The organism is Aureimonas phyllosphaerae (assembly GCF_047943035.1).
Taxonomy (GTDB): Bacteria; Pseudomonadota; Alphaproteobacteria; order Rhizobiales; family Rhizobiaceae; genus Aureimonas; species Aureimonas phyllosphaerae.
On sequence record NZ_CP181348.1, the window covers coordinates 3,608,810 to 3,630,535 of the forward strand.

The window sequence follows — 21,726 nt, forward strand, 5'->3', positions numbered from 1 at the left end:
CTCGCGCACTGCTGGGAGGCGTGATGCCCGCGTGGGTCATCGGGGACGTGCGTCCCTGAATGACTTCCGTGGTCCGCGAGATCCGAACGCATAGCGCTTTACAGCGCAACCATGGTGAGGAGGTTCCCTTGGAAAGCATCGCGACGGAAGTCGAGAACGCGCCGCCCCAGGCGCGAAACATCCTGTCGGTGCGGAACCTCTCGAAGTCGTTCGGGCCGACGAAGGTCCTGCACGATGTCAGTCTCGACATCCGAGCTGGTGAGGTTCTCGTCCTCCTGGGACCGAACGGTGCCGGCAAGTCGACCTTCCTGAACATCGTCGGAGGATCGCTGGCCCCGACGTCCGGAGAACTTCTCTTCGAGGGACGACCGGTCGAGTTCGAAGCCTACGACGCCTCCCTGGCTAGAGCGAGCGGCATCCAACGCGTCTTCCAGGAACTCTCGACCTTTCCGAACCTCACGGTGGCGGAGAACCTGTCGCTCACCTCGCTGTCGAAATCGGCGCCTGCAATCGGAGGACACTCCAGGCAGGCGCGGGAACGGATGGCGGCGTTTCCCGGTAACCGCATTCCGATCGACGCTCCGGTCTCGGACCTGTCGATCGCGGAGCGGCAGATGGTCGAGATCGTGCGGGCGACGACGGAGCCAGGAACACGGCTGGTGATCCTGGACGAGCCGACCTCCGCCTTGTCGTCGGAGGAGGCCGACCAGCTCTCCGACCTTGTGCTGCGGAAAGCACGCGAGGGCGTCGCCATCATCTACGTGACGCACAAGCTGGAGGAGGCCGTCCGCCTCGCGGATCGCGTCGTCGTCCTGCGTGACGGGCGCCTCCATTTCGACGGACCAGGCCGTGGCCTGACGCACGATCAGCTCCTCGCCCTGCTCGGCGCCTCGACCGAGAAGACGGCTCGCTCGACCACCGCAAGATCGGTGCGCGGCGGACGAATGGTGATCGAGGTCTCCGGTTTCTCCGACCGTCGCCTGCGAGACATCGAGATGCATGTCGGCGACGGCGAGATCGTCGGCATCGCAGGTCTGGAGGGAGCGGGACAACGCGAGCTGCTGCAGGCCATCTTCTCGGCCCGCGGCCGCGATACGGGGACGATCCGAGCCGCGACCGACATCGCCTACGTGAGCGGAGACCGGAAGCGCGAAGGTCTCCTGCCGTTGGGCACCGTCGCGGACAACGTCTCCATCACCGCCGCAACGAAGTTTTCGAAAGCAGGCCTCGTGGATTTTGCCGGCCTGCGGGCGGCGGCCATGGCCTGGCTCGACGACCTCGGACTCGCCCATCGTGCGGACTCGCCCATCGTCAGTCTCAGCGGCGGCAACCAGCAGCGTGCCCTCCTCGGACGTGCGCTGGCCAGCGAGGCTCCCCTCCTCCTTCTCGACGATCCGACACGCGGTGTCGACGCATCGGCCAAGGCCTCGATCTACGCGATCCTGGACAAGGTCCGGGGCGCGGGAAGAAGCGCCATCCTGTACTCGACCGAAGTCACCGAGTTCCGCCGGTGCGATCGCGTCTACGTCATGGCACGTGGGCGGATCGTCGACGAGTTCGCGGGCGCCGAGGCCAGCGAGGAGCGCATCGTCCGTGCCTCGTTCGCCCATCCGACACAGGACGATGTCATCGACGGACGCCCTGTTCCTGCAGGTGCGACGGAAGGTTCCTCGACTGTCTCCCATGCGGCACGGTTCCTCGGCTGGCGTGCGCTGCCGGCGGCGTTCCTGATGGTCGGCATGTTCGCCCTGGCCTTCTGGCAGCAGCCGAATGCCCTCAGCACCTTCGGCCTCGACCTGCTGCTGCAGGCGTCGCTCCCCCTCGCCTTCGCAGTCATCGCCCAGATGCTGTTCCTACTCGGAGGCGACATCGATCTCGGCCTCGGCTTCGCGATCGGACTGGTGAACGTACTGGCGGCGACCTACCTCATCGACATGCCGTTCGTCGGCGCGCTCGCCCTAGCTGGGGTTGTCGCAGGCTACGTCCTCCTCGCCGTTCTGGTCGAACGACTGGGGGTCTCGTCCGTTGTCGCCACGCTCGGCGCGTCGTTCGTCTGGCTCGGCATCGGACTGATGATCCGCGAGACGCCGGGTGGAAGCTCTCCCGAATGGCTTTCGGCCATCTCGCGGATCAAGCTCTGGCCACTTCCGCTCGCCTGCTACGTGCTCGTCGCGGTCGCGCTGATCGGCCTGTGGCTCTGCCGTGGCTGGGGCTTCAGCGTCCGCCTGAGAGCACTCGGCCAGAACCGTCGGACCTACCTCTCCCTCGGCTACTCGGCTCTAGCCGGACGGATCACGCTCTACTCTCTGGCCGGGCTTTTCGCGGTCCTGTCCGGGCTGTTCGTCACGGCTGCGACGGGAGCCGGTAACGCCAACGTCGCCGCGAACTTCACTCTCGCGACGATCGCCGCGGTCGTCGTGGGAGGTGCGAGCTTCGCAGGCGGCATCGTCTCCCCGATCGGAGCCGTGATGGCGGTCGTCGGCATCTCTTTGATCACCACCAATCTCGTTCTCTTCGGCGTCAGTTCCGAGTACTCGACCGCGATCGGCGGGCTGGTCCTGATCCTCGCCCTGAGCTTCCGATCCATGACGTCGCGGAGCGCCTCATGAAGCCGGCCGACACCTCCCTCGTATCCAAGCCGGATGTCGATGAGCGTCGCGGCGGCGCTCGCCTGTCGCTCATCCTCGGTCATTCCTGGCTCGGAGCCCTGGTCGCAGCGCTCCTGCTTTGGGCACTGGCGGGTGCGATCACCGGAACCCTTTCTGTGTCGTTCCTTCTGGCGAACGCGACGATCGCAGGGTTTCTGGCCCTCGCCGGTGCCGCCCAGATGACGGTCATCGCCAGTGGTTCGGGCAACTTCGACCTGTCGCTGCCCTACGTCGTCACCTTCAGCGCCTACGTCATGTCGGCAGGATTTCTCGGCGACGGTAACGTCCTTGGATCGCTTTTTCTCACGCTGGCCGCCGGCGCGGTCGTCGGCGCCGTCAACGCGCTTCTCATCGTCCGGCTTCGCATCCCCGCGATCGTCGCGACACTGGCGACGGGCTACATCATCTACAGCCTGATCGTCGCGATCCAGAGTGCCGGCTTCAACCGCGTCGGCGGCTCTCTCGAGGCCCTCCTACGTCTGCGCTTCTGGGGCATCTCCGGTGCGCTCGTCGTGACCGGGGTGACACTTCTGCTTCTCGCGATCGTCCTTGGTCGAAGCGTCTACGGGCTTCGACTGCACGCGATGGGCCAGAGCGCGGAAGCCGCCAGGCTCGCAGGCGTGCGTCTGGGCTGGGCCACGCTCTGGACCTTCATGATTTCCGGCGTGCTCGCTGCCTGGCTCGGCATCCTGCTGGCGACATACCAGGGCGGCGTATCGGCCGACCTCGGACGCAGCTACCTCCTCGGATCGGTGGCTGCGGTCGTGGTGGGTGGGACGCGGATCGCGGGTGGCGTGACGTCGATCGTCGGCACGGCTCTTGGCGCGCTCGTCCTGACGCTCGCGCAGTCGGACCTGATGCTGCTCCGCTTCGGCATCGGCGCCCAGTACGTGATCCAGGGGCTGATCGTCCTCGTCACCGTCAGCCTCGTCGCCGTTCGCACACGACACCTGAGATGACCCGCGGGAGGCGGGTCGATCGAGACATCACCGGGAGGAATACAATGAACATTCGCATCGTCGACAAGCGGGCTCTGATGGCCGGCGGCCTGGTCCTCGCCGCGCTGGTAGGCTCCGTTCCTGCCCAGGCACAGGACAAGGTGACGATCGGTGTCGCCATGCCCTTTCAAGGGAACGGCTGGCAGAAGGGTTTCCTGGCTGCGGCTCAGTGGGCCGCGTCCGAACTGAAGGCGAAGGGCCGCGACGTCGAGCTGACGGTGGTCGACGCCGCGGGCGACCCGCAGACACAGATCCAGCAGTTGAACAACCTGACCCTTCAGGGTGTCGATTTCATCATCCTCGAGCCGCTCTCCGATACGGCCATGAACGGCGCGATCGACAATGCGGTGGGGGCCGGGATCCCCGTCCTAACGACGGCTCTCGGCTCAGTCACCAACCCGAAGGCGATCGATCTCCAGTTCGACTACGACGAGCTGGCCGAGAAGTACGTGACGTACATCGCCGGCAGGACGGACGGTAAGGGCCGCGCCCTGAATATCCGCGGACTGGCCGGGAATGCAGCCGAGCAGGCGATCCAGGACGGCTACACCAAGGCGCTCGCTAAGTATCCAGGGATCGAGGTCGTCCAGGAGGTCTACGGCGACTGGAACCAGTCCACCGCCCAGCAGCGCGTATCGACGATCCTACCGACCCTGTCCGAGGTAGACATCATCTTCTCGCAGGGCGTCGCCGCCTTCGGCGCGGCCCAGGCCTTCCTGGCGGCGGGACAGGACGTCCCGCTTCAGGTCTACGGCTTCGATGGTTCGGACATCAACCTGCTGCTCGATCTGAATGCTCGAACCGGATACGAATCGGTGGCGATCAACGTCGATCCGGGCATCGGCAGCCTGGCCGTCAACGTGGCCGTCGCGAAACTCTCGGGCGTCGACGTGCCGATGAAGATGACGGCCCCCATCCCGACCCTCACGCTCGACGAGCTGAAAGCCAGCTACAAGGGCATGGCGGACAGCGACATCGCCTGGGTGAAGTACGACTACGACACGACCCTGGCGGATGTGATCGGCAAGAAGTAGGTCGCCCTCCGATCAGGCTCGCCTCGATATCCGTCGAGGCGGGCCTGACCGGACATCTTCGGTCGTATAACCGATTGGTCACCGGGACGCACGCAATGAGCGAACACTACGAGATCGTGGACCGACGGTTCGCGGACATGGTCGTACCGATCTTCCCACCGGAAGAACTCTATTCCGGCGGCCTCTTCCTCGAAGGGCCGGCATACTACGCGGCTGGTCGCTACCTCCTCTTCACGGACATACCGAACGACCGGATCCTGCGTTGGGACGAGGCGACCCGAAGCGTCGGCGTCTTTCGTCAGGACTGCGGCCACCCCAACGGGCAGACCTTCGATCCGCTGGGCCGGCTGCTATCCTGCGAGCACCGACACCGGCGTGTCAGCCGGACCGAACATGACGGAAGCATCGTCACGATCGCCGATCGCTGGAACGGGAGACGCCTGAACTCGCCGAACGACGTCGTCGTCACCTCGGACGGCGCGGTCTGGTTCACCGATCCGACCTACGGCATCCTGCACGACCTCGACGGCGGCAAGGCCGATCCCGAGATCGGAGGATGTCACGTGTATCGTGTTGATCCGCGGACCGGCGAGGTCCAAGCGAAGATCACCGATATGGTGATGCCCAACGGACTGGCGTTCTCGGCCGACGAGCGGAGGCTCTACGTCGTCGACAGCGGCAAGAGCCATTTCGACGACGGGCCGGCCCACGTGCGCGCCTTCCGGATCGACGAAAGTGCGAACGTCGGCGGTGGCGATGTGATCGCGGACTGCCCGGTCGGCATCTTCGACGGCCTGCGGCTCGATCTGGACGACAACCTTTGGATCAGCACCGGTGACGGTGTCTACTGCTACTCGCCCGAGGGTGCCCTCGTGGGCAAGATCCGGCTCGGTAAGATCGCGGCCAACCTGACGTTCGGTGGCGCCAGGCGCAACCTGATGTACGTGTGCGCCATGAATTCGCTGTATCTCGTCAGGCTGAAGGTCAACGGCCGTCTCCGCTGACATCGATCCCGATCGAATCCCGAAAGGCGGATCGGCGAACGCCTCCGGCATATTCGCCCCTCCCCCGCAGCGTAGTGAACTCAAACCTTACGTTCGCCCGCCCGACCGGATCGAACCCCTCGTGGGCGGCCGTCGTCATCGCGCCGATCCGCCACAACACCTGACATCACGATAGCGAGCGGATCGATGCAGCCGAGGCGCCCCGCCCCCACGCCATGGAACGGTTCCGGACCATTCCTGATCGCATCCGCGTCCCTCGTTCTCGTCTTCGCTGTCTCGGGTGCACCGATCCCGCTTTTCTCGCTCTATCGCGCCGAGGACGGCGTCACCGATACGCAACTCGGCTGGGTCTCGGTCGCCTACTTCCTGTCCGCGGCTACCGCGCTCCTGGTTCTCGGGCGGCTGTCCAATTATCTCGGCCGCCGACCAGTCGCCGTGTGCGCCCTGGTCTGCGCGATGCTTTCCTGTCTAATCCTCGCCGTGGCGAAGGGTGCCTTCTCCCTTTCGGTGGCGCGGGTTCTGCAGGGAATGGCCTGCGGCATCGCATCGACCGCGTTGGGGTCCTACGTCGTCGACACCGCTCCCTCGCGAGCACGGTGGCTGCCTGCAGCCATCACGGGGAGTTCCCCGATGGTCGGTATCTCGCTTGGTGCATTGGCCAGCGGCATTCTTGCGGAGTATGGCCCGGCCCCTCGTTCCTTCGTGCACCTTGCCCTTGCAGGATTGGCCTGTCTGTCCATGGCCCTGCTTCTGGCGAGCCCCGAGACGGTCGCGAGCAAGCGGGGCGTGCTCGCGTCGTTGCGACCGCGTCTCGAGATCCCGAACGACGCCGGGCGTCGCCTGACGGTAGCTGGCGCTGCCTTCGTCGCGACGTGGTCGTTCGGCGGCTTCTATCAGGCATTCGGAGCGTCGGTCACGACGGACTACCTTGGAACGCGAAGCCCCCTCCTGGTCGCTATCGTCTTCTCCTCGATTCTTGTCCTCAACCCCTTCGGAAGTCCGCTGGCGGGTCGCCTTTCGACCGTCTCCGGCATCCGTGGCGGACTGACCGTGTTCTCGCTGGCCGTCCTCGCGATCATGTTCGGCTTCTATCTCGGCGCAGTGGAGATCGTCGTTTCAGCAAGCCTCGTGGTCGGCCTTGCCCAGGGGGTGGCGTCGACCTGTGCCATCCGCTCGCTGCTGCTGGGCGTGCGCCAGGACGAACGGGCCGGCTTGCTTTCGACGATCTATCTCATCTCGTATGCCGGGGCGGCGATCCCGGCCCTCGTCGCGGGTCCACTGGCCCGTCATGTCGAGCTGATGGATATCGCGACGGGATATGCCGCCTTGGCACTTGCAGCGAGCGCCCTGTCCATCGTGATGGTTAGGTCTTCGGCGGAAGGTCGCTGAGTGGAACATGCCTCGGAAGGTTGTCTCCGAAGATCATGGCGTACTCCACGCGACCAGTGGACGCGGTGGTGAGCTGTCACACCGGCAAGCTGACCGCGGCACTCAGTCCACGAGGACGGCGGCGCAGGTGGACGTCGCCCCCGTGCTGACGAGCGATCGCACGGGCGATCGAAAGTCCGAGTCCCGTGCCTCCGGTCTCGCGGGAACGCGACTCTTCGAGCCGGAAGAAAGGAGCGAAGACATCGTCGAGCTTGTCGGCCGGAATACCGGGGCCGTCGTCGTCGATGACGATCTCGACGGTCGAGCGTGTGATCACGACACGAACCGCCGCATGACCGGCGTACCGAACGGCGTTCTCGACGAGATTGCGCACGGAACGCCGGAGGCCATCGGGGCGGCACCGGTAGGGAAACCGCTCGCAGGCCTCAAACGTGACGTCGTAGCCGAGGTCGGCCAGATCCTCGCAGGTGCTCTCGACGAGCGCACAGAGGTCGACGGTGCGCGTCGCCTCCGCCGTCGTCTCCTGCCGGATCAGCGCGAGCGTCGCGTCGGTCATCGCCTGCATCTCGTCGATCGACGACAGCATCCGTCCCTGGAGGTTCTGGTCCTCCACCAGCTCGGCACGCAGGCGCAGGGTGGTGAGGGGCGTCCGCAGATCATGGCTGATCGCGGCCAGCATACGGGTCCGATCCTCCACGAAGCGGTGAAGGCGCTCCTGCATCCGGTTAAAGGCTTCGGCGGTGCGACGGATGTCGTCCGGCCCACATTCGCACAGCGGTTCGACGGCCTCGCCTCGTCCGAGGGATTCCGCAGCCGTGGTGAGCTGCCGAAGCGGACGAGCGATCCGTCTGGCGGTGAAGACACCTACGAGCGCCACCAGAGCCGCCGTCAGGGCCAAGGTCAGAGGTAGCGGCGTCGCCCAGATCGATGGCACGATATGCTTGTAGAAGGCGACGTTGAGCGTCTGCCCGTCGCTGAGAGGTACGATCACGCCGGCCCCATCCCGGTCGGCGAAGTCCAGGTAACGTGCTCGAAGAGGCGCATCGTTCGCACTGCCAGCCGATGGGCCATCCCATCGCGCACCGTGACGGAACAGGTCGCTCGTCGCGTCCGGTTCGAAGGCGAGACCGGTGGCCGGACTACCGACAGGCGTGTCTTCCGCCTCATCGCCGAGGAGGTCGCGCAGGGGCGTCCGGAACCGAGCGAAGGCCTCGTCGACCCAGACATCGACGTCGGGCGTTCCGACCGACCCGACCCAGAACCGCGTGTACTGCGTGCTGTTGACGCGGGAGAGTTCGTCCCGAAGGTTCGGGTCGGCGACCTCCATCAGTCTGGCGACCGCGGCCGACCGGCTATGAAGTTCGGTCCTCGCCGCCGACTGAATGGCACCCTTGTACTCGTCCCAGCAGATGTAGAGGCCGAAGGCGAGGCTGCCGAAGAGGGCCAGCAGCATCGACGCCAGCAGCTGGATCGCCAAACTCTTGTGCCACCAGTAGGACGGGCTCCACCGTTTGGCGTGCGTAGGACGTCGGCCAAGGACGCGCTTCAATCCCGCGACAGGGCTCCAGGCGATGGTCATGGTGCGATCACCTCAGGGACGAAGCTGTAGCCTCCACCCCAATGGGTCAGGATGATGGTCGGGTTCTTTGGGTCGCTCTCGACCTTCTTGCGCAGGCGGCTGACCTGATTGTCGATCGCCCGGTCGAAGGGCTCTGCCTCGCGCCCGACGGTGAGGTCGAGGAGCTGGTCGCGGGTCAGGACGGCGCCGGGATGGTCGACGAACACCTTCAAGAGGCGGAACTCCGCTGTCGAGAGCGGCACGCCGACGCCGTCCTCGTCCTGCAATTCGCGGCGGCTGACGTCGAGCGTCCAGCGGTCGAAGCGCAGGGTGGACGGACGCCGGACTGTGCGCTGGGGACCGGATGGCCTGGCCCGGCGCAGCACGGCCTTGATACGCGCCAGAAGCTCGCGGGAGGAGAAGGGCTTCGTCAGGTAGTCGTCGGCGCCGAGTTCCAGGCCGATGACCCGGTCGGTTTCTTCGGCCCGCGCCGTTAGGAAGATGATCGGCGTCTCGCCCATGGCGCGGATCTCGCGGCACATGGTCAGCCCGTCGTCGCCCGGCATCATGATGTCGAGGACGATCAGGTCCGGCATGCCGCGCTCCAGGAGGCGGCGCAGCGCCGCGCCGTTCTCGGCCGCGCTCACCCTGTATCCCTGCTGCTCCAGGTAGCTGCCGACGAGGTCGCGGATGTCCTGATGGTCGTCGACGACGATGATGTGGGCTACGCTGTCCATCGAATGGTCTCGAACTTAGGGTCGGCGGTCATCATAAAGCCACGGTGCCGGAAAATCGCGCGAAAAACTGTATCAACTTGTCGCAAGACGGGCCGTTGCTTCGGATCGACTGTCCGAACCGATACACTTTTGGGACAATTTCAGACGGTTGCGGCACAGCGCTGCGACAGGTCGCGGATATCTTGATCCTCGTCAAACACGGGGAAGCGGCGGATCGCCAACATCCCTGCCCCAACGGCCCGACGAGGCCCCATTAAGGAACGCTCCCATGACCAAGACCCACATCCTCGCTGCCACGCTTCTCACCGCCGCCTCCTTCGCCTCGCTGTCGACCGCCAACGCCGTGGTGCCGGGCTCGGACACCTACGAGCGGGCCCGCGACGGCGCTGCCGTCCAGTCCGTGATCGAAGGGACGGCCGCCCAGCGCAGCGGCACCGTGACCCAGAGCACGTCCTACGGCTTCCCGAACGCTACGTCGCCCGGCGGCTCCCTGGTTCCCGGTTCCCGTTCCGTCGACGACGCCGCCGAGCGCGATGCCGTGATGAGCGTGATCAACGGCACGCCCGGTGCGAGCTACACCGCTGGCCCCGGCGGCATCGGCTCGATCGTGCCGGGCTCGGACAGCTTCTGATCCGTGACAATCGCGTGGTGGCAGCGGGCTCCGGACGCCCGCTGCCACCATGGCCGTTTCGAAACCGTCCTGGCCCGTCGATCAAGGGAACGCGATGGAGCGTTGGATTCATCGATCCCGCTCATGACTGTATGTCCCTGGACGACGGTAGTCCGTGATGAGATTTAGATTAGTTTCAAGGTACGGAACGGGCAGCACGCGGCACCGGCCAACCAGGCCGTTCGCACGAGATTGCGAGGTCGCCGCCCGCCAGGACCCGGTACCCGGCTTACGCCCAGCCGAAGGGTCCGGCCAAGCCTAGTCGCGGACCATCGAGCAGTGAGCGATCCATGTCGAGATTTCCAGACCTTGCGTTGAACCGGCGCGAACTCATGACGAGCGCGACGGCCTGCGCCGCCGCGACCGCGCTTCCCGTCGCAGCCCTGGCTCAGACTCCCACGGAAGGGGGAAGGGTCGACGAACCTGTCGTATCGAATGTGGCCTTCACCGTGAACGGGGTGCGGCGCGAACTCGACCTCGATCTGCGCACCACGCTTCTCGATGCGTTGCGTGAGCACATCAAGCTCACCGGTACGAAGAAGGGCTGCGACCACGGCCAATGCGGCGCCTGCACGGTGATGGTCAACGGCCGGCGCATCAACGCCTGCCTGACGCTCGCCGTGCTGCACGAGGGCGACGAGATCACCACCATCGAGGGCCTCGGGACCTCCGACAATCTGCACCCGATGCAGGAGGCATTCCTGAAGCACGACGGGTATCAGTGCGGCTACTGCACGCCGGGGCAGATCTGCTCGGCGGTCGGCGTCCTCGAAGAGGTCAAGGCCGGCATCCCGAGCCATGTCACCACCGATCTCACGGGTTCGATGGAAGCCACGAACGAGGAGATGCGCGAGCGCATGAGCGGCAACATCTGCCGATGCGGCGCCTATTCCAACATCGCCGACGCCATGGCCGAAGTCGCCGGGAGGCCCGCATGAAGTCCTTCACCTTCGAGCGCGCCAACTCGCCCGCAGAGGCCGCCAAGGCCGCGGCCGCACGCCCCGACGCCAAGTTCATCGCCGGCGGCACCAACCTCCTCGACCTGATGAAGCTCGAGATCGAGGCGCCACGCCATCTCATCGACGTCAACCGGCTGGGTCTCGACACGATCGAGGCGACGGAGAACGGCGGTCTTCGCATCGGCGCGCTGGTGCGCAACACCGACATGGCGGCCGATGCGCGCGTTCGGCGCGACTACGGCGTCCTGACCCGGGCGGTCGTGGCAGGCGCCTCCGGCCAGCTTCGCAACAAGGCGACGACGGCCGGCAACCTTCTCCAGCGCACGCGCTGCCCGTACTTCTACGACACCAACATGGCCTGCAACAAACGCCAGCCGGGCTCGGGCTGCTCGGCGCTGGAAGGCTACTCGCGCCAGCTCGGCGTCGTCGGGGTCAGCGACGCTTGCATCGCCACCAACCCGTCCGACATGAACGTCGCGCTGCGGGTGCTCGACGCGGGCGTCGAGACCGTGAAGCCGGACGGCGAGACCCGTACCATTCCGATCGCCGACTTCCACCGCCTGCCGGGCGACACGCCGCACGTCGAGACCGCGTTGGAGCAGGGCGAGCTGATCACCGCCGTCACCCTGCCCGCCCCCCTCGGAGGTCGGCACCTCTATCGCAAGGTCCGCGACCGAGCCTCCTATGCCTTTGCCGTCGTCTCGGTCGCGGCCGTGATCCAGCCGGACGGCACGGGCCGCGTCGCCGTCGGCGGCGTGGCGCCGAAGCCCTGGCGGGTCGACGAGGCGGATGCGCGGCTGCGCGACGGCCCCAAGCCCGTCGCTGCCCGCCTCTTCCAGGACGCCCGCACCACCGAACACAACGCCTTCAAGATCCCGCTGGCGGAGCGAACCCTCGGCGCGGTGATGGTGGAAGCGAGGAGCTGATCCGATGAAGTTCGACACCCCCGCCGGAACCAATCCGATCGACCGGCTGCGCGTCGTCGGCCAGCCGCACGAGCGCATCGACGGCCGCATGAAGGTGACGGGCACCGCGCCCTACGCCTACGAGCATCACGACGTCGCCGAGAACGTCGCCTACGGCTATGTCGTGGGCTCGGCCATCGCCAAGGGCCGCATCACCTCCATCGACACCGCCGCGGCCCGCCGCTCGATGGGCGTCGTCGCCATCGTCACCCACGAGAACGCTGGCGAACTCGGTAAGGGGGCGATGAACACCGTCAAGCTCCTCGCGGGTCCGGACGTCGACCACTACCATCAGGCCGTGGCCGTCGTGGTAGCGGAGACCTTCGAGCAGGCCCGTGAAGCGGCCGGAAAGGTCCGCGTCTCCTACGAGAGATCCGAGGGTGCCTACGATCTGGCCGCGGCCCGTGACGAAGCGCCGATGGCGGGCGACGGTCATTGGGGCGCACCCGCGACGCAGGCCGGCGACTTCGAGTCCGCCTTCCGCGCTGCTCCGGTCTCGTTCGACGAGACGTACACGACACCCGACCAGAGCCATGCGATGATGGAGCCTCACGCTTCCCTCGCCGAATGGGAGGGCGACCGGCTGACCGTCTGGACATCGAACCAGATGATCGCATGGGGAGCCGGCGACATCGCCAGGACCTTGAAGCTCCCGCCCGAGAACGTGCGCATCCTGTCGCCCTTCGTGGGCGGCGGGTTCGGCGGTAAGCTTTTCGTGCGCGCCGACGCGATCATGGCGGCTCTCGGTGCCCGCGCCGCCGGCCGACCGGTCAAGGTGGCCCTCACCCGTCCCCTGATGGCCAACAACACGACGCACCGCCCCGCCACCATCCAGCGCATTCGTCTTGGAGCTGGAACCGACGGACGCATCACGGCCATCGCGCACGAGAGCTGGTCGGGCGACCAGCCCGGCGGTGCTCCTGAGACGGCGGTCGCGCAGACCCGCCTTCTCTACGCCGGCGAGAACCGGCTGACAGCCATGCGTCTGGCGGTGCTCGATCTTCCGGAGGGCAACGCCATGCGCGCACCGGGCGAGGCGCCGGGCCTGATGGCCCTCGAGATCGCCATGGACGAGATGGCGGAGAAGCTCGGTCTCGATCCGGTGGAGTTCAGGGTCCTGAACGACACGCAGGTCGATCCCGAGGATCCCTCACGCCCGTTCTCGCAGCGTCGACTGGTGGACTGCTTCATTCAGGGGGCAGAAGAGTTCGGCTGGAGCGCCCGAAACGCTCGCCCCGCGCAGGTGCGGGATGGACGCTGGATGGTCGGCATGGGCGTCGCTGCGGCCTTCAGAAACAACGCGGTCATGAAGTCCGGCGCACGCGTGCGCCTCGGTCGGGACGGCGTGGTGACGGTCGAGACGGACATGACCGACATCGGTACCGGCTCCTACACTATCATCGCGCAGACGGCGGCCGAGATGATGGGCCTGCCGCTCGACCGCGTGCAGGTGACGTTGGGTGACTCGTCGTTCCCCGTCTCGTCGGGCTCCGGCGGCCAGTGGGGCGCCAATTCCTCGACCGCCGGCGTCTACGCCGCCTGCGTCAAGCTTCGCGAGGCCATCGCCGGCAAGCTCGGCTTCAACTCGGAAGAGGCGGAGTTCGTGGACGGTGTCGTCCGGTCGGGCAACCGCGAGGTGCCCCTCGTCGATGCCGCGTCGAATGGCGAGATCGAAGCCGAGGATGCCATCGAATTCGGAGAGAACCTCTCGACCTCCCACCAGCAGTCGACCTTCGGAGCCCACTTCGTGGAGGTCGGCGTCGACATGGCGACCGCGGAGGTCCGGGTGCGCCGCATGCTGGCCGTCTGCGCCGCAGGCCGCATCCTCAATCCGATGACGGCACGGAGCCAGGTGATCGGTGCGATGACGATGGGGGTCGGCGGCGCGCTGATGGAGGACCTGGCCGTGGACAAGCGGTACGGGTTCTTCGTCAACCACGATCTCGCCGGTTACGAGGTCCCGGTTCACGCCGACATCCCGCATCAGGAGGTAATCTTCCTGGACGAGACCGATCCGATGTCCTCGCCGATGAAGGCCAAGGGCGTCGGCGAACTCGGCCTCTGCGGCGTGTCGGCGGCCATCGCCAACGCGATCCACAACGCTACGGGCATCCGTGTGCGGAACTATCCCGTCACTCTGGACAAACTCCTCGAAAGCATGCCCGAAGTGGCGTGACCGGATGGGAGAAGGGTGAAGGGTTGCTCCGCGAGAACGTCAACGATCTGATCGCGTTTCTGGCGGTCGCCCGCGAGAGCAGCTTCACGAAGGCGGCGGCGAGACTGGGCGTCTCGCAGTCGGCCCTCAGCCATACGATCCGGCAGCTGGAAGCCCGTCTGGGCGTCCGGCTGCTTACGCGCACCACCCGCGCCGTGTCGGCGACCGACGCCGGCGAGCGGCTTCTCAACAGCATCGGACCTCATCTCGACGAGATCGAGGCGCAGCTCGAGGCACTCGGGGAACTTCGCGACAAGCCGGCTGGCACGATCCGGATCGCGGCATCCGACCACGCCCTCAAGCACGTCATCTGGCCGAAGCTGAAGGACGTCCTGCCGCGCTATCCCGACATCTCGGTCGAACTCGTTCTCGACAACGGACTGACCGACATCGTGACCGAGCGCTACGACGCAGGCGTGCGCATGGGCGAGCATCTGGCGAAGGACATGATCTCGGCTCGGATCGGGCCGGACTTCTGCCTCGCGGTGGTCGGTTCGCCTTCGTACTTCGCCGAGCACCCCGTTCCGACGCATCCCAAGGATCTCACCGCGCACACCTGCATCAACTTCCGCCTGCAGGGATCGGGAACGTTCTACGCCTGGGAGTTCGAGGAGGACGGTCACGAGATCAGAGTCCGAGTGACCGGGCAGCTCGCCTTCAACAACACCTTCCACTGCCTCGACGCCGCACTCGAAGGTCACGGCCTGACCTACATCCCCGAAGATGTCATCTTGCCTCACGTCGAGGCAGGCAGGTTGGTCCGCGTGCTACAAGAGTTCTCACCCTACTGGGACGGATATCATCTCTACTATCCCAGTCGGCGGCAGTCCTCGCCAGCTTTCGTCGCTGTGGTGGAGGCTTTGCGACATAGGGCTTTAGAAGCCGGGACGATCCGCGCTCCCGACCGAAGCCGATAATCTTGGCGATTGTCGGCACCATGCAGAGCCATCGTCTCCGCAAGGCGACGCGTTAATTCCTTGGGTATCCGTTTCGAACCATCTCTCGCCCGGCTTCGAGGACAGGAAGCATTCCTGACGCCGCAACAATACGATTGAACGCGTGTGGTTCGGCAGGGAGACCCTCTGACTGCCACATCACCAAATCGGCTACTTACCGCGCTGAATGGTGCCGCATCCCCGCCAAGCGCACATCGGTTCCTAGCTGTAAGCTGAGACAGTCAGTCCAGTTTGCATGCACCCGAAGTCCACGAATCGCGCACGGACGACCCGCGCGGTATGCTTTTGTCAACAGTCGATTAAGGCTGACAAGTGTTGCAACTCAGCCGACTTACTCAAATCTTACATCAATCTCACGCAGCTTAACAGTTACGGCTGACCGCTAAGCCTATGGAATGAAACTGCAAAACCGCGATACAACCAATCTTAATAAAAATACGCCGTTTTGTTAACTATACTTTTCTTCTCAAAGGGACTTGCGCAGCTTATCCACTGCATTATTATCCCATGTGAGATATAAATCTCGCGTCACTCATGAATGAACCGGCGGCCACCGCGATGCTCGTAACATCACGATGGCCTGGCCAAACCCCGATGCTGTTTTGGAGCAACGAAAATTGGTTACCGCAAATTATAATTCGCCAAGGGCGAACCGCAACGGCACGCGTTCGCAGCACGCGAACGTGGTTAATATTCGAATTCTGCCGGCCCTATCGGCTGGACTGAACGCCCTGCTCGAGTGCATTCCCGAACCCGGCGACGTGATGGACCTCGACAACGCCATCGCCATTCTCTCGCGTCACGAGCCGCACGCGTACGGAGCCCTTGTCGCAATGATGGAGCGCGGTCTCGTTTCCGCTGACTTCATCGACGCCCCTTCGATCGACCCCGAGATCGTGATCCGTCGGATCTAACCCGAGCGGACCCACTGGCGAGCCGGACGATCCGGCTCGCCCTCTCGTGTTCCTGATGAGCCTCGAGCAGGCCGAAGGGTTCTCATGTCCTCCCCTCACCTCACACCGGATGCGTCGCATCTCGGTGTTCACCACCGCACGCCTGATGCCCGGGCCCGGGTTGTTCAGCTCGACCCTGCCGTCGCCGTAGGTGCCGCGATCAGAGCCGCCCGTCGCAACGCTGATGCAGCGACCCGAGCGGCAATCGCTACGACACTTGCGGAGTTCGCAGCCGCGGGTTGTTCTGCATCGGCGCTCGTCCTCGCTTGGTTCGACCGCGACACAACGATCTGCCGGGACGCAACCTCGCTGCTGTCCCGTGCTGTTGGGGGCGTTGATGGTTGCTGATCTTTACAACCAGACTGGCCGCTTCTCCCCGTTCAGCTTGCCGCACCGATCTTGTGCTCACTGCCGGAACGCACGAGGGCCGGCACCGTGGCATTCTGGAGTTCATATGAACTTGAATCCATACCCATCGGAAGCGACGCCGATGCTTGCGACCTTGTCCAGCGCCCTTTCACACGAAACCGCTTCGCGGCTCCGGCGCATGCTTCTACGCAGTAATCCTGCTGACAAGAGACCGCTGCTTACTCCAACGGGTCTCTCAGGCTACGGTGACGCGGGCGACTTCGCCAGGCAGTTGGTCGCCGATATCGCCCTGTTCAAGAACGGCAACCTGCCATGGCGGGATGTCGACAGCCGAGCCGTCTTCGACGACCACTACGGGGTCGGAGCGCACGATCTGCTTCGTTGTCTTGCTGCGGCCGCCGGCCTCATCCTGGTTGAGCTGGACTGGCCGCACCTGACGCTGGATCGTCGCGACCGCACGTTCATGGGAACGTCCCGCTGCACCTTGGATGGCGCCGCCGACGGCGCCTCCGCCCTGCTGGCGCTACATATCCCAGTTGCGCACGACGGAAGCGGATCGCCTTCGAAGTCAGGGGAATATTGGCTAGCCCAGCTCAGCGAATTTCGGGAAACCGTTGGCTGTCCAATCGTCATCGTTTGCCAAGATGCCCCATGTTCGGGCAATTACGGTTCGGCAGGAGGGGTCGTGCGCATTGGCTTCCCCGATGCGGCTGATCTCTCCAAGTCCTTGAGTGATGCGCTGTATGGCGTTCTGTCCCCAAGCAATCTCGTCCGTTCGATCCGCCATCTGGAAGGCGTAGCCACCGCTCGGGATATGGCAGCCCTCGCCCGCCGGATCCGTCGCAGGGCGCGCCTTGCCGACAGACCGGTGCGACCAGAAGACGTCGATGCAGCCGCTTTCGAAGATGTTCGCCCGGCTGCAGCGCGGCTTATGCATGCTGTCCATGCGGCCGGCGCCGCGACCTCGCTGCTCCTACATGGTCGTATTCCAGCGTTCATAAGTATCGCGGAAGGAGCAGGGCGCAGGATCGAACGTTATCCGCATATGCGCGTCGACCACGCGCTCATCTCCATGCTCGCTGGATGCGCGGCAGAAGAAGTCCTGCTTGGGGTGTCTTCCATCAACCTCGCTGAGCGGAAGCGACTTGTGTTGATTGAGGCGCGACGTCTGGCATCCTTGTCTGACAGTTGTGGTGAAGATAACCAATCCGCCAAGATCGGCGAGGACGACGCATCTGATGTCGTCGCGACGCGGCTTCGGTATGCCTATGGCGACGCGACGGCCCTCGTCCGCGAGCACTCCCTCGCGATCGGAAGCTTGGCCGCCGATCTCATCGACCGCATCACGCTGCGCTCGACCGACCTCGCTGACTTTGCGCGCTCACACGGACTTGTTTCGGACGAGTCCGCATCAGACCCGTAGCGCTCACTGATGTTCGTCGGAGCTTTAGCCGCTCGTAGCGCATGCAGCTCCGTCATCCGCAAACCCTCTCTGAACGCTATTGGCGGCCGCCCTCCCGCCAGGAGATCCCGATGTCGACCTTCGATTTCGAATTCGACGTTCCCTATTCCGACGATCAGCGTACGCCTAATACTCTCGCTGGCCTACTACCGTGCGCACAGTACGTATATGAGCGTCTAACGTATTCGGTAATTGATCAGTCCTCCACGATTGCCAGCAACAAGTCGTTTCTGATGATTGTTTCGGTAAGTAATTCGGCTTGGACGCAGCTGGCATCGACGGCGGCGGAAATGTTTATCCAAACTTCGCGAGGAGCAGCCGAATGGACGCGTCGGGTGCTTGTGCATACGCTCGCGACGGACCGCTTGGATCGAGACCTCGACAGGCTTTTGTCGGTCATGTCCGACCAGACAGTTATACTCTGCACGGATGTTCCGCCGCACCAGCTACCCGCCGTGCTGCGTACCCTTACCGACATCCAGGTCATTATCGACCCGTTGGATGCCGGAGCCATGACAGGAATGCTCCGTCGTCGCTTCAAAGATTGGGACGGTGCATGGCCTGCTGACTGCGATCCCTCGAGGCTCGCTCCGACCGTGATCGACGTTGCAATGACGCGGTCGGCAGATGCAGAGCGAGCGATCTCCGTTCTGACGCGGCTGCATCAAACGCCAACGTTAGGCATGCGACGCCCATCAACGCCCCGTGTCGCGCCGTTCGCAACGCTTGACGGATACGGTGAAGCCAAGGCTTGGGGGCTTCAACTCGCTGCCGACATAGCATCATACAAGGCTGGCACCTTGCAGTGGTCGGACGTGGACGACGGAGCACTGCTTGCCGGTCCCCCGGGTACAGGTAAAACAACATTTGTGCAGAGTCTTGCTGAACATATCGGTTGCACATTCACGGCGACGTCATATGCTGACTGGCAGTCTAGCGGATCGGGACATCTCGGAGATGTCACCAAGAAGATCGCCAAAATCTTCAACGATGCTGCGGAGGTAACGCCTTCCATAGTTTTCATCGATGAAATCGATACGCTGCCAGCACGGACCGGCAGCGCATCGAGCCAGGATTGGTGGAACGCCGTCGTCAATGCACTTCTTGAGCATGTCGACGGCGCCTGCAGGCCGGACGGTGTCGTGGTCATCGCGGCCTGCAATGCACCGGAACGCCTGGACCCTGCCCTCGTCCGGTCAGGGCGCCTCGATCGCACGTTCCACATCGCGCTTCCCGATGAAAGCGCCCTGAAGAAGATCTTCTCTTCGTATCTTCAAGAGGTTGTATCAGACGCCGATATTTCTGCGGTCGCGACAGCACTTGCGGGTACCATCTCCGGTGCGGACGTCGCCCGTATCGCCCGGGACACGCGAAAGCGCGCACGCCACGAACGGCGTCCGGTGATCGCGGCCGATCTTACGGCAGCTGCGTTCCCGCCGGACTATCGACCGCAAGCCGTCCAATGGCGGGTCGCGATACACGAGGCGGGTCACGCGGTTGCATCGATGGCAATGGGCAACCTGCCATCGTCGATATCCATCATGGCGACTGCCTCGACTGAGGGACACGTACGGCTCCCCAACACGATCGGCGACGGCACATTCGATGACGTCTTGAGTTCGCTCATCCCCGTTCTGGCCGGACGGGCAGCCGAGACGATCATCCTTGGTGCCGCGTCGGTCGGTGCCGGAGGTGGGCCTCAGTCGGATCTCGGGAGGGCAACGGGCATGCTCGCTGCTCTCGATGGAATGGCCGGATTAGGCACTCGGCTGAGCATTTCGGAGACCGCGGACGGCGCCTTCGTGGAGTCACATATGCGCCGCCTCCAAGCCGAAGCGACATTCCTGGTTTGGCGCCACCGAGACGCAATCATCAACTTGGCGACGGTCGTGATGACGGCGCGGGTTCTCGGCGAGCATGCGCTTCATCGCTTCGCCGTTGGGCATGGCTTCTTACCCGGACCGCTTGACCACAACAGCAAACGCAAGAGTGGAGAACCGGCATGAGAACGCTCGCGACGAATTTCCGTGTGCACTCGGACGTTGTTGAAAAAGCGGACCTTGTTGACGCAGGACCCTCCGGCACACTGGAGGAAACAGCGCGCCGGTTGGAGACGACGGGCTTGTTTCGAATTCTTCGCCGTCTTGAACCTCGCCCCGTTCGGCCGTTCTCCCATCAAACGACACCCACGGCACGCCGCGTGGCGATCGTGCTTGATACAGAGACGACCGGGCTCGACCCGGAGGTCGATGAAATCCTCGAGCTCGCGATGATCGCCGTCACATATGACGAACGCGGTCTCCATGATGTCGTTGAGCGATTCACTGGCCTGAGTGAGCCGTCGACAGAGATCACCCCGCAAATCACCTCATTGACGGGTCTCACGCTGGACGATCTGCGTGGCCATACAATCGATCCAGACGCCGTCGCAGCATTTATTCAGCGTGCGGACTTCGTGGTCGCACACAACGCAGATTTCGACCGCAAGTTTTGCCGACGTCGTTTCGCGAGCCTCTCAGCAAAGCCGTGGCTGTGCTCCTATCGTGACATCGACTGGCGTGTATTTGGTGCCGAGAACAGCCGCCTCTCCGGCATATTGGGGCATGTTGGGCTGTTTCACACGGCGCATCGCGCAATGGCTGATTGCGATGCTTTGGTGGAGATCCTGGCCGCGGACCGATGGTCGACAGCAGAGCGTTCACCGTTCGCAAGTCTACTGGCGTCGTTGGGGACCGCCAAAGTCGAAATCATTGCAGGCGGCCCGACCTACGCTTGGAGGGATCAACTGAAACGCCGCGGATATCGGTGGTCCCCAGGAACAACAACGACGCCCAAAGGCTGGTTTGTTCAACTCGCTAAAGCCGATGCAGATCGCGAGATTGCCTGGCTGAAATCCACAGTCTACGCAAAAGAAGGTAGTCCGACGGTCCGAAGCAGCTCATGAACATCAACTTTCGGGAACCCGCGAAGCCCTGCAAGCGGTGATTAACCGTACCGTCGAAATTAGAAAGAAAAATTTTTCGACGCGATGTTCACGCTTCGGACGCAATACGTTCACGGGAAGTCCCGATGAACGCAGCGCATGCAGCGACTATTCTACACCGGGAGGCGTTAACAAGCTATATCCAACACCGGGAGGAGTTAACAGATAGTAAATACTCGATTCCGTGTGTGGAATCAACACGATCGAGAGTCTAAATGAACCTAGCACCCGCGATTCAGAGTCAATTCTAACGATTCTTGCTTGCCAAAAACCGGAGTCAACTGGTTTTGCTTACATAGATCCTAGACGGAGCAAGCAACCAAGCCGCTCGGACTCGACCTTCGAAGATTGATTCGCTAAGTCGATTGTCGATGCGGGATTATCCGCACTTGGCGTGTAATGACCGGGGGTGTGTCACCACACACACCCCCGTCATAAGCGTCGGCGTCAAACGATGAGGCTTAACATGAACTAGGCGTTCACGAAGTATACTCGGCCCTGCAGACTTCCAGGAACGCTGGCCGAGCAGTCATCCACCCATCACGTCCGATCATCCGATCGTGTGCCGACATTTGCCGATTGCTCGCCAATCGTCAAGCGCGGTACCGGCGATCGTGGACGGTTGCCCTGAAAGAAGGCGTCCATGGTTAACCTCCCACTGGCCCCGGCCGGAAATTCGTCATCGCGTTCGGCACGACGTACGCCGCACCATCACCCGCTCCAGAACCCGTCGCTGCTGCCGGGAAGCCGCATGGAGGCTTTGCTCATCGACTTGCTCGATCAGCACACGCATCCAGCGTTTGATCTCGAAGACCACCCTGTCCGA

At 64.0% G+C, this 21,726-nt stretch carries 16 protein-coding genes; 14 read left to right on the forward strand and 2 right to left on the reverse strand.

Annotated elements, in window-relative coordinates; translation table 11 throughout:
• The first annotated feature begins 68 nt into the window (after positions 1-68).
• The 5 genes from ACLNGM_RS17340 (at position 69) to ACLNGM_RS17360 (ending at position 7,073) form a co-directional block, all read left to right on the forward strand.
• Positions 69-2,609 carry an ATP-binding cassette domain-containing protein gene (locus ACLNGM_RS17340; RefSeq protein WP_416355875.1) on the forward strand — a complete coding sequence of 847 codons (2,541 nt, stop codon included), beginning with the start codon at positions 69-71 and terminating at the stop codon, positions 2,607-2,609.
• Positions 2,606-3,607, forward strand: a complete 1,002-nt coding sequence (locus ACLNGM_RS17345; RefSeq protein ID WP_416355876.1) for an ABC transporter permease — start codon at positions 2,606-2,608, stop codon at positions 3,605-3,607. Before ACLNGM_RS17340 ends, ACLNGM_RS17345 begins: the two co-directional genes overlap by 4 nt.
• 44 nt (positions 3,608-3,651) lie before the next feature.
• Entirely contained in the window at positions 3,652-4,680 is a 1,029-nt protein-coding gene (locus tag ACLNGM_RS17350) for a substrate-binding domain-containing protein (protein WP_416355877.1), read from the forward strand.
• A 95-nt stretch (positions 4,681-4,775) separates the two neighbouring features.
• Positions 4,776-5,684 carry an SMP-30/gluconolactonase/LRE family protein gene (locus tag ACLNGM_RS17355; protein ID WP_416355878.1) on the forward strand — a complete coding sequence of 303 codons (909 nt, stop codon included), beginning with the start codon at positions 4,776-4,778 and terminating at the stop codon, positions 5,682-5,684.
• Positions 5,685-5,870: 186 nt separating this feature from the next.
• Complete coding sequence (locus ACLNGM_RS17360; RefSeq protein ID WP_416355879.1) at positions 5,871-7,073, forward strand: MFS transporter; 1,203 nt, start codon at positions 5,871-5,873, stop codon at positions 7,071-7,073.
• Between the two features lie 76 nt (positions 7,074-7,149).
• Here the strand turns inward: ACLNGM_RS17360 and ACLNGM_RS17365 are convergent, their stop codons facing one another.
• Both ACLNGM_RS17365 and ACLNGM_RS17370 read right to left on the reverse strand, forming a co-directional pair.
• Positions 7,150-8,652 carry an ATP-binding protein gene (locus ACLNGM_RS17365; RefSeq protein WP_416355880.1) on the reverse strand — a complete coding sequence of 501 codons (1,503 nt, stop codon included), beginning with the start codon at positions 8,650-8,652 and terminating at the stop codon, positions 7,150-7,152.
• Positions 8,649-9,368 carry a response regulator gene (locus ACLNGM_RS17370; RefSeq protein ID WP_416355881.1) on the reverse strand — a complete coding sequence of 240 codons (720 nt, stop codon included), beginning with the start codon at positions 9,366-9,368 and terminating at the stop codon, positions 8,649-8,651. Before ACLNGM_RS17370 ends, ACLNGM_RS17365 begins: the two co-directional genes overlap by 4 nt.
• A gap of 268 nt (positions 9,369-9,636) precedes the next feature.
• On the opposite strand from ACLNGM_RS17370, the gene ACLNGM_RS17375 reads away from it, so the two are divergent.
• The 9 genes from ACLNGM_RS17375 to ACLNGM_RS17415 all read left to right on the forward strand — a co-directional run bounded on the left by ACLNGM_RS17375 (position 9,637) and on the right by ACLNGM_RS17415 (position 20,861).
• Complete coding sequence (locus ACLNGM_RS17375; RefSeq protein WP_416355882.1) at positions 9,637-9,999, forward strand: hypothetical protein; 363 nt, start codon at positions 9,637-9,639, stop codon at positions 9,997-9,999.
• 329 nt (positions 10,000-10,328) lie between these two features.
• Positions 10,329-10,976: an aldehyde dehydrogenase iron-sulfur subunit PaoA gene (paoA, locus tag ACLNGM_RS17380; RefSeq protein ID WP_416355883.1), complete on the forward strand. Its 648-nt coding sequence runs from the start codon at positions 10,329-10,331 to the stop codon at positions 10,974-10,976.
• Positions 10,973-11,923, forward strand: coding sequence for an FAD binding domain-containing protein (locus tag ACLNGM_RS17385; RefSeq protein ID WP_416355884.1), 951 nt, complete (start codon positions 10,973-10,975; stop codon positions 11,921-11,923). The genes paoA and ACLNGM_RS17385 overlap by 4 nt, the downstream gene beginning before the upstream one ends.
• 4 nt (positions 11,924-11,927) lie before the next feature.
• Positions 11,928-14,138 carry an aldehyde oxidoreductase molybdenum-binding subunit PaoC gene (gene paoC, locus ACLNGM_RS17390; protein ID WP_416355885.1) on the forward strand — a complete coding sequence of 737 codons (2,211 nt, stop codon included), beginning with the start codon at positions 11,928-11,930 and terminating at the stop codon, positions 14,136-14,138.
• Positions 14,139-14,161: 23 nt separating this feature from the next.
• Complete coding sequence (locus tag ACLNGM_RS17395) at positions 14,162-15,094, forward strand: LysR family transcriptional regulator (RefSeq protein WP_416358479.1); 933 nt, start codon at positions 14,162-14,164, stop codon at positions 15,092-15,094.
• 614 nt (positions 15,095-15,708) lie between these two features.
• Positions 15,709-16,047, forward strand: coding sequence for a hypothetical protein (locus ACLNGM_RS17400; protein ID WP_416355886.1), 339 nt, complete (start codon positions 15,709-15,711; stop codon positions 16,045-16,047).
• Positions 16,048-16,576: 529 nt separating this feature from the next.
• Positions 16,577-17,878, forward strand: a complete 1,302-nt coding sequence (locus tag ACLNGM_RS17405; protein WP_416355887.1) for a hypothetical protein — start codon at positions 16,577-16,579, stop codon at positions 17,876-17,878.
• 110 nt (positions 17,879-17,988) lie between these two features.
• Positions 17,989-19,923, forward strand: a complete 1,935-nt coding sequence (locus tag ACLNGM_RS17410; protein ID WP_416355888.1) for an AAA family ATPase — start codon at positions 17,989-17,991, stop codon at positions 19,921-19,923.
• A complete protein-coding gene (locus ACLNGM_RS17415) occupies positions 19,920-20,861 on the forward strand; it encodes a 3'-5' exonuclease (protein WP_416355889.1) in 942 nt (313 codons plus the stop codon). Before ACLNGM_RS17410 ends, ACLNGM_RS17415 begins: the two co-directional genes overlap by 4 nt.
• The last annotated feature ends 865 nt before the right edge of the window (positions 20,862-21,726 follow it).